The organism is Stappia sp., from assembly GCF_965276915.1.
Lineage (GTDB): Bacteria > Pseudomonadota > Alphaproteobacteria > Rhizobiales > Stappiaceae > Stappia.
In genome coordinates, this window is sequence record NZ_OZ255709.1 from 357,501 (window position 1) to 371,277 (window position 13,777).

Here is a 13,777-nt window from a genome sequence, read left to right on the forward strand (position 1 = left end):
CGAAGGCGACCTGATCGCCGACCTGGTGCGCATCTTCTCCTTCGATGTCGATTTCAAGTCTCGGGTGAAGCCGGGCGATTCCTTCGAGGTGTTCTACGGACTGGAGCAGGGGGGCGACGACGTCCCCGCCGAGATCCTCTACACCGCCCTGACCACGCGTGGTGCCACCCGCCGCTTCTACCGCTTCCGTACGCCCGATGACGGCGTCGTCGACTTCTATGACGAGAGCGGCAAGAGCGCGAAGAAGTTCCTCATGCGCAAACCCCTGTCCGGCGGGCAGTATCGCTCGGGCTTCGGCCTGCGCCGCCACCCGATCGTCGGTGTCACCCGCATGCATAACGGCGTCGACTGGTCGGCCCAGCGCGGCACGCCGATCATGGCCGCCGGCAATGGCGTCGTGTCGAAGGCCCGCTGGGTTTCCGGTTACGGCCGGCGCATCGAGATCAGCCACGCCAACGGCTACGAGACGACCTACAGCCACCAGACGAGCTTCGCCGACGGCGTCCAGGAAGGCGTACGGGTGCGACAGGGGCAGGTGATCGGTTATGTCGGATCGACCGGTCTGTCGACGGGTCCCCACCTGCACTATGAAGTCAAGGTGAACGGCCGCTTCGTCAACCCGATGCGCATCCGGTTGCCGCGCGGCCGGGTTCTGGACGGAGACCTGCTTGCCGCCTTCAACCGCGAGCGCGAGCGTATCGACGCGTTGATCGACCGGGCTGCCGGCCCCTCGCGCATCGCCTCGGCCGCCGTCACCGACTGACCGCCGCCGGGTTCTCGGCAAGACGGGGTCTCCGCAAGACATGACAGAAGGCCCCGGGCGTTGCCGCCCGGGGCCTTCTTCCGTTTGGTCTGAAACCGTCCCGACCGGCTTCCTCAGGCGGCCGCCGCCTCGCGCTCCGCCACCTTGAACAGCAGCCGGTCGGACCCGGCCGATGCCTCGACCGACTGGCCATCGGCGATCTTGCCGGCGAGGATCAGCTCGGCGAGCGGATCCTGCACCTCGCGCTGGATCACCCGCTTCAGCGGCCTTGCGCCATAGGCCGGATCGTAGCCTTTTTCGGCCAGCCAGCCGCGCGCACCCTCGTCCAGCACCAGCCGGATCTTGCGGTCCGCCAACAGCCCCTCCAGCCGGACGAGCTGGATGTCGACGATGGCCGCCATCTGCGAGCGCTGCAACCGGTGGAACAGGATCTGGTCGTCCAGCCGGTTGAGGAACTCGGGGCGGAAGGCCGAGCGCACCACCGCCATCACCTGGTCGCGCACGGCGGAAGAATCCTCCCCGTCCGGCTGCCCCACGAGATATTCGGAGCCGAGATTCGAGGTCAGCACGATCAGCGTGTTGCGGAAGTCGACCGTCCGCCCCTGCCCGTCGGTCAGGCGGCCGTCGTCGAGCACCTGCAGCAACACGTTGAACACGTCCGAGTGGGCCTTCTCGATCTCGTCGAACAGGATCACCTGATAGGGCCGCCGGCGCACCGCTTCGGTGAGCGCCCCGCCTTCCTCGTAGCCGACATAGCCGGGAGGCGCGCCGATCAGCCGGGCGACGGAGTGCTTCTCCATGTATTCCGACATGTCGAGGCGCACCATCGCGGTCTCGTCGTCGAACAGGAATTCGGCCAGCGCCTTGGTCAGTTCGGTCTTGCCCACGCCCGTCGGACCCAGGAACAGGAACGAGCCGATCGGCCGGTTCGGATCCTGCAACCCGGCACGCGCGCGCCGCACCGCCGTCGACACGGCATGCACCGCTTCCTGCTGGCCGATCACCCGCAGCGCCAGTTCGTCTTCCATCCGCAGAAGCTTTTCGCGCTCGCCCTCCAGCATCCTGTCGACCGGAATGCCGGTCCAGCGGGACACGATATGGGCGACATGGTCGGTGGTCACCGCCTCCTCGACCATCGCTCCGGCCACGTCTTCCTTGGCCTCCGCGTCGGCCAAAGCCTTCTCCAGGTTCGGGATCACGCCATAGGCGATCTCCCCGGCTTTCGCCAGGTCGCCCTGGCGCTGCGCCTTTTCCAGGTCGATGCGGGCAAGGTCCAGCTGCTCCTTGAGCTTCTGCTCGGAGGAAAGCTTCTCCTTCTCGCCCTGCCAGCGGGCCGTCAGCGCGGCGGATTCCTCTTCCAGGTCGGCAAGCTCGCCCTCGAGCCGGTCGAGCCGGTCCATGGTCGCGTCGTCCGTCTCCTTCTTCAGCGCCTCGCGCTCGATCTTCAGCTGGATGATCCGCCGGTCGAGCTCGTCGAGTTCCTCCGGCTTGCTGTCCACCTGCATGCGCAGGCGGCTGGCCGCCTCGTCGATCAGGTCGATCGCCTTGTCGGGCAGGAACCGGTCTGTGATGTAGCGATTGGACAGCGTCGCCGCCGCGACGACCGCGGAATCGGTGATCCGCACGCCGTGATGCAGCTCGTATTTCTCCTTGATGCCGCGCAGGATCGAGACCGTGTCCTCGACCGTCGGCTCCGACACGAAGACCGGCTGGAAACGCCTGGCCAGCGCCGCGTCCTTTTCGACATGCTTGCGATATTCGTCCAGGGTCGTCGCGCCGACGCAATGCAATTCGCCGCGCGCCAGCGCCGGCTTCAGCAGGTTGGACGCATCCATCGCGCCATCCGCCTTGCCGGCACCGACCAGCGTGTGCATCTCGTCGATGAACAGGATGATGCCGCCGGCCGCGGACTGCACTTCCGACAGCACCGCCTTCAGCCGCTCCTCGAACTCGCCGCGATATTTCGCACCGGCGATCAGCGCGCCGAGATCGAGCGCCAGGAGCTTCTTGTCCTTCAGGCTTTCCGGCACGTCGCCATTGACGATCCTCAGCGCCAGGCCTTCCGCGATGGCGGTCTTGCCCACACCCGGATCGCCGATCAGCACCGGATTGTTCTTCGTTCGCCGCGACAGCACCTGCATGGTGCGGCGGATCTCGTCGTCACGGCCGATCACCGGATCGAGCTTGCCGTCGCGCGCCACCTGGGTCAGGTCGCGGGCATATTTCTTCAGCGCGTCATACTGGTTTTCCGCCGAGGCGCTGTCGGCCGTGCGCCCCTTGCGCAGGTCGTTGATCGCCTCGTTGAGCCGTGCCGGCGTGACATCCGCCGCCGCCAGCGCCTTGCCCGCCCCGGTCTCCTTGGCCATCGCCAGCGCCAGCAACAGGCGCTCGACGGTAACGTAGGAATCGCCGGCCTTCTGGGCGATCTTCTCCGCCTGGTCGAAAACCTGCGCAAGGGCGGGCGCCAGATAGAGCTGGCCGCCGCCGCCCGAAACCTTCGGCAGGCCGGCAAGCGCCTTCTCGGTCGCGGCAAGCGCGTCCTTGACCCGCCCGCCGGCGCGCTCGATCAGGCCCGCTGCGAGCCCTTCCGGGTCGTCGAGCAGAACCTTGAGGATGTGCTCCGGCGCGAATTGCTGATGCGATTGCCCGATGGCATGGGACTGCGCCGACTGAACGAAGCCGCGTGCCCTCTCGGTGTATTTCTCGAAATCCATGATTACCTCCAGATCCGGCCTTCCCCCGAAGCGAGACGGCCTTTTCGGACTGCGGACCCTTCACGGCATCCGCGCGGCCGTCCTGCAGCCGCTCACAGGATATAGTGTTGCATTTCGAACACAAAAGAGGGGAAGCCCTTAGGCGTTTCGATTTTTCACAAGCCGCAGCGCCGGCCACGCCCCGCGGCAGCGGGAGAACCGGCAAAGAAAAAGGCCGCGGTGAAACCGCGGCCCTTTCGTTTTCTTCTGCCAGTTCTTCTGCCAGACGATGTTCCCGCAGCGCCGCTTCCCGGCGAGCCGGCACCATCGGACACCGGCCTCACGCGTCGCTGGAGGCGGGTTCCGCTTCCGTCGGCTTGGCGCTGCGCGTGCGCGGCGCCCGGCGGGCTCTCGGCTTCTTTTCGGGTGCGTCCCCGGCCGGTGCCGGAGCGGCCTCGGCGGCCGGCGCGGCATCGTCGCTGACAGCCTCCGAACTCGCTGCGGTCTCGGATCCCGCATCCTCGCCACCGCCCGAGCGGGCGCGGCGCATGCCGCGACCCCGTGCGCCGCGCACCCTGCGCCGGCTGCGGTCGTCGCCGTCACCGTTGTCGTCGGACCCCTCGTCCTCGCCGCCATCCGGCTGCGAGGCTCCGGCCGATTGTCCAGCACCTGCCGCCTTGCTGTTCAGCACCGGCATGTTCTCGACGAAAGGCTGCGGCGCATCGAGCGGCATCACGGGCTTGCCGGAAGCGGGCGGCGAAGCATCGCGGTCACGGCGGTCATCGCGGTCGCGCCGGTCGTCACGGTCGCGCCGGTCATCGCGGTCGCGGCGGTCATTGCGCTCGCTGCGCTCCGCACGCTCGTTCCGCTCCTCCGCCTCGTCGCTCTCCTCGTCGCCGTCATCGCCACGCGGCAACACCACGGGCTGATGCATGCTCTGCTGCGCGGCCGCGATGATCCGGAGATAATGCTCTGCGTGCTGGAAATAGTTTTCCGACATCACCCGGTCGCCCGCGGCGGCTGCGTCACGCGCCAGCTGCTGGTACTTCTCGGCGACGTGATGCGCGGTTCCGCGGATCTTCACATCGGGGCCGTTCGACTCATACGCCCGCGAAAGCGGATTCGGTCCCTTGCGGCCCCGGCCACGTATACGTTTGTTGTTCTGATTTCCTGGTCTCATTCTGCCGTTTTCTCTCACGAACGGCGACCGGTTGAACCCGGTCAACAGTCCGACCCCAACAGGGTCGGCTCCATGAATCGCAACAACACGAAGTCGGTGTTGCGTGATCCGAACAAGAGACCTTCGTATGGACGACCTCCGGCAAATGCCGAATGTCCCCGCAAGACTTTAAGGGTTCATCTTGATCAGGCCATTGCCGAGTGCCCCCGACCTCAGGGTCGCCGGAGCAGTCTTGCCGGCGGTGTACTCCGCCATGCGATACGAGTTGTGGCCGGAACGAAAAGCCTCGAAACTTCCGATCTGCCTACCCGTGGCTTTCTACGCCACCCCCGTCGGGCCTCGGCGAGGTGAAACTAGCCGGTTCCGCCCGCTTTTCCAAGCGTCTTTTTCACAAGCGCCGATTCTGCCGCTATTTTGCAACACATCGCGCTCGCACGACCCGATCACGCCCGCCAAGGTCTTGAAATACCTCGATATCCTCGAAACCAACATCGCGCGCCAACCGACTCACCGCCTCGGCCTGAGCAGCTCCTATCTCCATGAAAAACGGTGCGAATCGGCCAAGGACGCGACGTCCCTGAGGCAGCATTGCCGCGTAGGCGTCAAGGCCTTCCGGACCGGCGAAAAGCGCCAGGGCGGGGTCGTGACCTGCCACTTCGGTGCTGAGCCCCGCGGCCTCTCGCGTCGATATATAGGGCGGGTTCGAGACAAGGAAATCGCATCCCGGCGCAATCGCCGCCGCAAGATCCGCCCGCGCCGCCAGGAACCGCTCCCCGACCCCGCAGCGCAGGGCATTGCCGCGTGCCGTCGCCAGCGCGCCCGGCGCGATGTCGACAGCAAGCGCGAGCGCTTGCGGCAATTCGCTGAGCAGCGCGATGGCGATGGCCCCGCTCCCCGTTCCGATATCGGCGAAGCGAAGCGCCCGCTGGCGTCCGCCCGTCTCGTCGCACCACGCCAGCACGGCCTCGACCAGCCGTTCGGTGTCGGCGCGCGGCTCGAGCGTTTCCCGAGAAAGCGCCAGCTCCAGCCCCCAGAACTCGCGCCGGCCCAGGATGCGGCCGACGGGTTCCCCGCCAAGCCGGCGCCCGATGAACCCCGTTGCGTTGGCGACGGCCCCCGCCTCTATCGCCAGATCCGGCTCCAGCACCGCCCGTGAGGGATCGAGCCCGGCCGCCGCGGTCACCAGCAGCCGGGCATCAAGCGCGGCCGTGTCGATGCCCCCGGCTGCCAGCCTGTCCCGCGCCTGCCGGACAAGCCGGCCGAGCGTGACCGGCGGCTGCATGTCGTCCCGTTCCTCTGTCACAGGCCTTCCGCTGCAAGCAGCGTCGCCTGGTGTTCCATGGCCAGCGTGTCGATCACCTCGTCCAGCGCCTCGCCCGAGATGATTTCCGGCAGTTTGTAGAGCGTCAGGCCGATCCGGTGGTCGGTCACCCGCCCTTGCGGGAAATTATAGGTGCGTATGCGCTCGGAACGGTCGCCGGAGCCGACCTGCAGGCGGCGTGCCTCGGTGCGTTCGCTGGCAAGCCTCGCCCGCTCCTCGTCGAAGATGCGGGCGCGCAGGAGCTGCAGCGCCTTGGCCTTGTTCTTGTGCTGCGAGCGCTCGTCCTGGACGGCGACGACGATACCGGTCGGAATATGCGTGATGCGCACGGCGGAATCGGTGGTGTTGACGTGCTGTCCGCCGGCGCCCGAGGCGCGGAACGTGTCGATGCGCAGGTCTCCGTCATTGATCGCGACATCGACATCCTCGGCCTGCGGCAGCACTGCAACGGTCGCCGCCGAGGTGTGGATACGCCCGCCCGATTCCGTCTCCGGCACCCGCTGGACGCGGTGGACGCCGGACTCGAACTTCAATCGCGCGAAGATCTGGTCGCCGGAAACGGACGCGATCACTTCCTTGAAACCGCCGACCTCGCCCTCGCTCGCCGACAGGACCTCCACCTTCCAGCCCTTCAGCTGCGCGTGGCGCTGGTACATGCGGAAGAGGTCGCCTGCGAAAAGTGCCGCCTCATCGCCGCCCGTGCCGGCGCGCACCTCCAGGATGACGTTGCGATCATCGGCGGTATCGCGCGGCAGGAAGCCGATGCGTACCTGCTGTTGCAGCGCCTCGACATTGTCCTCGAGCTCCGCTTGCTCCAGTTCGGCAAGCGCCCGCATCTCGGCATCGGCGGCCGGATCCATCAGCATCGCCTCGACGCCGGCAAGCTCCTCCTCCGCCTTGCGCAGTGCCAGCACCCGCGCGACCAGCGGCGCCAGCTCGGCATAGTCGCGCGACAGCTTCACATAGGTGGTCGGGTCCGGGTTCTGCGTCATCCGGTATTCGATTTCGGCGAACCGGGACAGGAGACCGTCGAGTTTTTCCGCCGAGATCATGGCGTGTGAACATCCTTGATTGAAAGCGGGACGAGGGCGAAGGCAAAGGCAAAGGCCCGGACAATCCGCCAGGGCCGGGTCGGCGGGACAGCGCCTCGCTACAATGCCGTATCGTTGTCCTGCGCGAACCCGCGCAGGAACTCGCGCAGCTGGCCAGTGCCGCCCGGCTGGTCGAGACGCGGCAGGAAGCGGGCCGACAGGCGGGCGAGATCGAGCGAGCGCACCATCGCCTTGACCGGCCCCAGTGCGGAGGCCGACATCGACAGGCTCCGATAGCCGAGGGCGGCGAGCGCCATCGCCTCCAGCGGACGGCCTGCGATCTCGCCGCACAGCGTCACCGGCGTGCGGTAGCTGTCGGCCTTGTCGACAATATGCTTAAGCGCCCTCAGGAAGGCCGGGCTCATCGTGTCGAAGCGGCCGGCGACCCGGGTGTTGCCGCGGTCGACGGCGGCGAAGAACTGGAACAGGTCGTTGGAACCGACAGAGGCGAAATCCACCGCCTGGAACAGCTCGTCGAGCTGGTAGAGAAGCGAGGGCACCTCGATCATCACGCCGAGCTGCATCCGCTCCGGCACCTGGTGTCCGTGCCGGCGCAAATGCCTGATCTCGCGCTCCAGAACGGCTTTCGCCTGATGGAACTCGGAAACGTCCGTGACCATCGGGAACATGATCTTCAGATCACGGCCGGCGGCGGCATGCAGCAGGGCCCGGATCTGGGTGCGCAGGATGCCCGGCCGGTCAAGGCCGAAGCGGATCGCCCGCCAGCCCATCGCCGGGTTCTCCTCCTGGATGGCGCGCAGGTAGGGAAGCACCTTGTCGCCGCCGATATCGAGCGTGCGGAAAGTCACCGGCCGGCCTCCGGCCGCATCCAGCACCTGCCGGTAATAGTCCTTCTGCTCGCTCATCCTGGGGAAGGCGGAGGCAACCATGAACTGAAGCTCGGTGCGGAACAGGCCGACACCGCTCGCCCCGGACTCCGAGACCGCCGGAAGATCGACCAGCAGGCCGGCATTGAGCTGCAGCGAGACCTCGATGCCGTCGCGGGTGATCGACGGCTTGTTGCGCAACCGGCGGTACTGGGCCTGGCGGCGGGCGCGGAACCGCACCTTCTCCGCGTAGGCGTTCTCGATGTCGGAAGCCGGACGCAGGTGGATCTGGCCGCTTTCGCCGTCGACGATCACCGCATCGCCGGACTCCGCCAGGCTGACGAGGTTTTCCGCAAGCCCGACCGCGGCAATGCCCAGCGCCCGGGCGACGATGGTCACGTGGCTGGTCGGCCCGCCTTCCTCCAGCGCGATCGCGCGGATGCGGTCGCGGCCGTAGTCGAGCAGCTCCGCCGCGCCCATGTTGCGGGCGACGATCACCGCGTCCTGCGGCAGGCTCTCGGAGACCGGCCCGTGCTGGCGCCCCATCAGCTCGCGGATCAGCCGGTGTGCAAGGTCGTCGAGATCGTGCAGCCGCTCGCGCAGATAGGGATCGGTCTGGCGCATCATCCGCGCGCGGGTGTCCGACTGGACCTTCTCCACCGCCGCTTCCGCCGTCAGTCCGTTGTTGATCGCCTCCTCGATCTTCCGGATCCAGCCGCGATCGTGGGCGAACATGCGATAGGCCTCGAGCACCTCGCGGTGCTCGCCATGCTGGGCGAAATCGCCGGAATTGAGCAGGTCGTCGAGCGAGATCCTGAGCCGGTTGATCGACCGCTCCAGCCGCTCCAGCTCGGCCGCAGCGTCCTCCGCGATCAGGTTGGTGACGACGACGCGCGGCTCGTGCAGCACCACATGCCCGAGCCCGACGCCGTCCGACAGCGCCACGCCCTGGAAATGCATCGGCCGCGACAGGTCGAGCTTGGTGCCCTGCTGGACGATTGCCTCCAGCTCGCCGGCGGCGACCATCTCGGCGATGACCATCGCCGTGGTCTGCAGCGCCTCGACCTCGTCCTCGAAATAGGTCCGGTGGGACTGGTTCTGGACGACGAGCACGCCCAGCGTGCGCCCGGCACGCAGGATCGGCACGCCGAGGAAGGAATTGTAGGCCTCCTCGCCCGTTTCCGGGCGATAGGCGAAGGCGGGGTGCGCCTGGGCGTTGGGAAGATTGAGCGGGCGCGCGTCCGCCGCGATCAGGCCGACAAGGCCCTCGCCAACCTTCAGGCTGGTCTTGTGGACCGCATCGCGATTGAGGCCCTCGGTGGCATAGAGCTCCAGCACGCCGTCGGCGCGCAGGATATAGACCGAGCACACCTCGGCCACCACATTGGCCGCGATCAGGACAACGATCTTGTCGAGCCGCTCCTGCGCGTTGATCGGCTCCGCCATGACCTCGCGGAGGCGCCGCAACAACACGCGCGGCCCGGCGAGAGTGCTCCGCATCACCCGTCAAGCCCCTTCCGCACTGCCTGCACGGGTCCGGGACGCGGCACGCCGCACCCCGCGCGAAGCGTTGCCGGCGGTTGCCGGACGCTCACCCGTCCAGATCGTATAGCGAATGGAGAGTCCGCACCGCAAGCTCGGTATAGGCGGAATCGATCAGAACGGAGATCTTGATCTCCGACGTGGTGATCGCGCGGATGTTGATGCCCTTGTCCGCCAGCCCCTGGAAACAGCGCGCCGCGATGCCCGCATGAGACCGCATGCCGATGCCGATCACCGACACCTTGACCACGTCGCGCGCGCCCTCGATCGCCTGGTAGCCGATCAGGTCCTTCTTCTCGCGCAGGACGGTGAAGGCCCGGTCATAGTCGCTTTCGGGCACCGTGAAGGTGATGTCGGTGGTGCGCCCGTCCGGCGAAATGTTCTGGACGATCATGTCGACATTGATGTTCGCGTCCGCCAGCGAACCGAACACGGCGCTGGCCACGCCCGGCTTGTCGGCCACGTTGCGGATGGAGACCTGCGCCTCGTCCTTGGCGAAGGCAATGCCGGTGACAACTTGCTGTTCCACGATCTCGTCCTCGTCGCAGATGAGTGTGCCCGGCGGCAGGCCGCCAGCGCCGACCTGCGGCGCATCCGGGTCGTCGAAACTGGAGCGCACGAAGGTGCGCACCCCGTGAACCATGGCCATCTCGACCGAGCGGACCTGCAGCACCTTGGCGCCCAGCGAGGCCATTTCCAGCATCTCCTCGAAGGCGATGCGCTCCAGCCGGCGGGCCCGCGGCACGATCCGCGGGTCGGTCGTGTAGACGCCGTCGACATCCGTGTAGATGTCGCAGCGGTCGGCGCGGATCGCGGCGGCGAGCGCCACGGCGCTGGTGTCCGAGCCGCCGCGCCCGAGCGTCGCGATGCGGTTGTCCGGCGCCACGCCCTGGAAACCCGCGACCACCGCCACCTGGCCCTTCTCGAGGCGCTCGATCAGACGGCTGCCGTCGATCTCGGTGATCCGCGCGGCGCCATGCTGGGAATCGGTCTTCAGCGCGATCTGCCAGCCCTGCCAGGACCGGGCCTCGACGCCCATGTCCTGCAGCACGATGGCGAGCAGCCCGCTCGTCACCTGTTCGCCGGAGGAGACGATTGCATCGTACTCGCGCGCGTCATGCAACAGCGATGCCTCGCGGCACAGGCCGACCAGCTTGTTGGTCTCGCCGGCCATGGCGGAGACGACGACAGCGACCTGATGGCCGGCGTCGACTTCCCGTTTCACATGTCGCGCCACGTTGCGGATGCGTTCGAGATTGGCGACGGACGTGCCGCCGAACTTGAGAACCAGACGGGCCATGGGATGCGTGGAATGTCTCGAAACGGTGTTGGGGCGAACGGCCCTTCGCGGGCCGTCCGGATCGGCGCACATCCATACAGACTGCGACGCGCGACCGCAACCGCCGCGCTTGACAAAGCCGCCCGGAGCGCCGACCAAACCGGGAGCCAACCAGGGGGACGCAGCCATGAGCGCGGCAGACGATTTCGGGCACGCTTCGAAAGGGACGGTCGACGACGCCGAGGTGGCGCGCTTTTCGGCCATGGCCGCCGAATGGTGGGATCCGGCCGGCAAGTTCCGGCCGCTGCACAAGTTCAACCCCGTGCGCCTCGCCTATATCAAGGAGCAGGTCTCGGCCCGTTTCGGCCGCGATGCGAAGGCTCCCGACGCCTTCGCCGGCCTGCGCATCCTCGATATCGGCTGCGGCGGCGGCCTGCTGTGCGAGCCCATGGCGCGCCTCGGCGCGGCCGTGACCGGTGCCGATGCGTCGGCGACCAATATCGAGGTTGCCCGGGTCCATGCGGAAGCGTCGGGCCTTGCCATCGACTACCGGGCGACGACGGCGGAGGCGCTGGCGGAGGCCGGCGAGCTCTACGACGTCGTGCTCAACATGGAAGTGGTCGAGCATGTCGCCGACGTGCCGCTCTATCTCGACGCCTGCGCGCGGCTGGTGAAACCCGGCGGGCTGATGTTCATGGCCACCATCAACCGCACGCTGAAGGCCTATGCGCTGGCCATCGTCGGTGCGGAATACGTGCTGCGCTGGCTGCCGCGCGGCACCCACAATTTCGACAAGCTGGTGCGGCCGGACGAGCTGGAAGGCCCGCTTTCCGCTGCCGGGCTGGAAGTGATCGACCGCAGCGGCGTCAGCTACAACCCTCTGGCAGACAGCTGGCGGCGCTCGTCCGACATGGACGTCAACTACATGATGCTGTTCTCGCGCCCGGCCCGATGAAAGACAGAAGCTCCATGGATCCGCTCGTTCTCGTTCCCGGCCTGCTGTGCACCGAGGCCCTTTTCACGCCGCAGATCGCAGCGCTTGCGGCCGATGGCATCTCGGTCGGCGTCGCCGACCACCGCAGCGACGACACGGTCGCCGCCATCGCCACGCGCCTGCTTGCCGAAGCGCCCGCGCGTTTCGCCCTGGCCGGCCTGTCGATGGGCGGCTATGTCGCGATGGAGGTGATGCGCCGGGCGCCGGAACGCGTGTCGCGGCTGATGCTGCTCGACACCACCGCGCGCCCCGACCTGCCCGAGCAGATCGAAAACCGTCGCCGCCAGATGGATCTGGCTGAGGCCGGAAAGTTCGACCAGGTGGCGCCTGCCCTTTATCCGCTGTTTGTCCATGAAAGCCGGCTGGAGGATGCGGCGCTGCGCAACATCGTCCTGCAGATGGCCGAGGCAACCGGCGCGCGGGCCTTCATCCGCCAGCAGCAGGCGATCCTGGCGAGACCCGACTCGCGGCCCGACCTGCCGTCGTTTTCCTGTCCCACGACAGTCGTCGTGGGTGCCGGCGACCGTTTGACGCCGCCCGACAGGGCCCTGGAGATGAGCGAACTGATCCCGGGCGCCCGGCTGGAGACCGTCGTCGGCGCCGGCCACCTGCCGACGCTGGAAGCCCCGGATGCGGTGACCGCGCTGATGCGCGACTGGCTGGCGCGCTAGCCGGCCGCCGCCGCTTCCAGCGCGGCAATGTCCAGCTTCACCATGGTGAGCATGGCTTCGGCGACGCGCTTGGCCACCGCCGGATCCGGATCGCCCATCAGTTCCGTGAGGCGGCGCGGCGTGATCTGCCAATAAAGACCCCAACGATCACGCAGCCAGCCGCATTGCTGGATCTCGCCCCCATCCGAGAGCCCCTCCCACAGGCGGTCGACCTCCGTCTGGTCCTCGCATTCCACCATCACCGAAAACGTGTGGTTGAAGCTCCAGGGCGCCTCCGTCTCGATGGCGCGATAGCGCTGGTCGCCGAGCCGGAAGGCGGCGATCTTGACGCTGCCGGCCGGTCCCGAGGAAGACTCCGCCGGCAGCGCCGACGTCCACTCGACCGCCGATCCTGGGATCAGCCGGACATAGGTTTCAAGCGCTCCGGCCATGTCGGCCCGGAACCACAGATGCTGGATAACGGTTGCCATCGTCTCCTCCCGGTACTGTAGTCTGGAGCATGCCCGCCCGCGAACGCACGCGGGCGGCACGCACCAGCTTGTTTACGTGTCGAGGATCGGCGCGAAGCCGCCGAAGATCATCCGCTTGCCGTCGAACGGCATCCGGTCGCCGATCTCCTTCATCCGCGGATCGTTCATCATCTTCTCGAAGGCCGCGTCACGGACCTCCTTGGACGGGAACTCGATCCAGGAAAAGACGACGACCTCGTCATCCGTTGCCTTCACCGCCCCGCGAAAGTCGGTGACCTTGCCCTCCGGCACGTCGTCGCCCCAGCATTCCACGATGCGTGTAGCGCCGAACTCGCGAAACAGGGGGGCTGCCTCCGCGGCGTGCTTGCGATAGAGTTCCTTGTTCGCCGCCGGCACCGCCGCGACGAAACCCTCGACATATCCCGTCTTGCTCATTTGCACGTCTCCCGTTTGCTGTTGTTTGCCGCGGACCCGGCTTACGCCGTTGCCGCCTGCATGCCGGCAAGTGCCGCCTGGTCCATCCAGACCAGTTCGAAGATATGGCCGTCCGGGTCCTCGTAGCTGCGGCCATACATGAACCCGTGGTCCTGGAGAGGGCACGGGTCCGCCCGTCCGCCGGACTCAGCGACCCGGCCGACCATCTTGTCGACCTCCGCGCGGCTTTCGGCCGAGAAGCAGAAAAGCCCCTGCACCTGACGCTTTGCGTCGACAATCTCCTTGGTGGTGAAATCGGCGAACCGCGACCGGTCCAGCAGCATCACCACGACCGCGTCGGAATAGACCATCGCCGCGGTTCGCTCGTCGCAGAAGCGGGCATCGGCGGTCGCGCCCATCGTCTCGTGGAAGCGTCTCGCCCTGGCGATATCCTCGACCGGCAGGTTCAGGAAAAACATCTTCGGCATACTTCGTCTCCGTACTCGGTCCGCGCCCGAAAAAGGTGTGAAAC

At 67.2% G+C, this 13,777-nt stretch carries 12 protein-coding genes (1 of these 12 running past the window's edge); 3 read left to right on the forward strand and 9 right to left on the reverse strand.

The genetic code is table 11. The features are described 5' to 3' along the window. Positions 1 to 763: the 3' end of a M23 family metallopeptidase gene (locus tag ACQY46_RS01580; RefSeq protein WP_428698569.1), read on the forward strand. Its footprint begins 1,304 nt before the window's first position; 763 of the gene's 2,067 nt are visible here — the last part of the coding sequence; the start codon falls outside the window, past its left edge; its stop codon occupies positions 761 to 763. 113 nt (positions 764 to 876) lie between these two features. Here the strand turns inward: ACQY46_RS01580 and clpB are convergent, their stop codons facing one another. The 6 genes from clpB to ACQY46_RS01610 form a co-directional block, all read right to left on the reverse strand. After that, positions 877 to 3,477, reverse strand: a complete 2,601-nt coding sequence (gene clpB / locus ACQY46_RS01585) for an ATP-dependent chaperone ClpB (protein WP_428698570.1) — start codon at positions 3,475 to 3,477, stop codon at positions 877 to 879. Positions 3,478 to 3,796: 319 nt separating this feature from the next. Beyond that, positions 3,797 to 4,636 carry a DUF4167 domain-containing protein gene (locus tag ACQY46_RS01590; RefSeq protein WP_428698571.1) on the reverse strand — a complete coding sequence of 280 codons (840 nt, stop codon included), beginning with the start codon at positions 4,634 to 4,636 and terminating at the stop codon, positions 3,797 to 3,799. Between the two features lie 409 nt (positions 4,637 to 5,045). Beyond that, on the reverse strand, positions 5,046 to 5,918 hold the full coding sequence (prmC, locus tag ACQY46_RS01595; protein ID WP_428698572.1) for a peptide chain release factor N(5)-glutamine methyltransferase: 873 nt from the start codon (positions 5,916 to 5,918) through the stop codon (positions 5,046 to 5,048). 17 nt (positions 5,919 to 5,935) lie between these two features. Then, positions 5,936 to 7,009: a peptide chain release factor 1 gene (gene prfA / locus ACQY46_RS01600; RefSeq protein ID WP_428698573.1), complete on the reverse strand. Its 1,074-nt coding sequence runs from the start codon at positions 7,007 to 7,009 to the stop codon at positions 5,936 to 5,938. A 98-nt stretch (positions 7,010 to 7,107) separates the two neighbouring features. Beyond that, the gene (ptsP, locus tag ACQY46_RS01605) at positions 7,108 to 9,375 is read right to left on the reverse strand and encodes a phosphoenolpyruvate--protein phosphotransferase (RefSeq protein WP_428698574.1); all 2,268 of its coding nucleotides are present in this window, start codon (positions 9,373 to 9,375) and stop codon (positions 7,108 to 7,110) included. A 91-nt stretch (positions 9,376 to 9,466) separates the two neighbouring features. Beyond that, a complete protein-coding gene (locus ACQY46_RS01610) occupies positions 9,467 to 10,717 on the reverse strand; it encodes an aspartate kinase (protein WP_428698575.1) in 1,251 nt (416 codons plus the stop codon). A gap of 241 nt (positions 10,718 to 10,958) precedes the next feature. On the opposite strand from ACQY46_RS01610, the gene ubiG reads away from it, so the two are divergent. Then, positions 10,959 to 11,651: a bifunctional 2-polyprenyl-6-hydroxyphenol methylase/3-demethylubiquinol 3-O-methyltransferase UbiG gene (gene ubiG, locus ACQY46_RS01615; protein WP_428700386.1), complete on the forward strand. Its 693-nt coding sequence runs from the start codon at positions 10,959 to 10,961 to the stop codon at positions 11,649 to 11,651. A 14-nt stretch (positions 11,652 to 11,665) separates the two neighbouring features. Beyond that, a complete protein-coding gene (locus ACQY46_RS01620; RefSeq protein ID WP_428698576.1) occupies positions 11,666 to 12,361 on the forward strand; it encodes an alpha/beta fold hydrolase in 696 nt (231 codons plus the stop codon). On the opposite strand, the gene ACQY46_RS01625 is transcribed toward ACQY46_RS01620, so the two are convergent. The 3 genes from ACQY46_RS01625 to ACQY46_RS01635 all read right to left on the reverse strand — a co-directional run bounded on the left by ACQY46_RS01625 (position 12,358) and on the right by ACQY46_RS01635 (position 13,733). Then, complete coding sequence (locus ACQY46_RS01625; RefSeq protein WP_428698577.1) at positions 12,358 to 12,831, reverse strand: VOC family protein; 474 nt, start codon at positions 12,829 to 12,831, stop codon at positions 12,358 to 12,360. The genes ACQY46_RS01620 and ACQY46_RS01625 overlap by 4 nt on opposite strands. Before the next feature lie 72 nt (positions 12,832 to 12,903). Next, positions 12,904 to 13,266: a DUF1428 domain-containing protein gene (locus ACQY46_RS01630; protein WP_428698578.1), complete on the reverse strand. Its 363-nt coding sequence runs from the start codon at positions 13,264 to 13,266 to the stop codon at positions 12,904 to 12,906. A gap of 41 nt (positions 13,267 to 13,307) precedes the next feature. Beyond that, positions 13,308 to 13,733: a VOC family protein gene (locus ACQY46_RS01635; RefSeq protein ID WP_428698579.1), complete on the reverse strand. Its 426-nt coding sequence runs from the start codon at positions 13,731 to 13,733 to the stop codon at positions 13,308 to 13,310. Between the last annotated feature and the right edge of the window lie 44 nt (positions 13,734 to 13,777).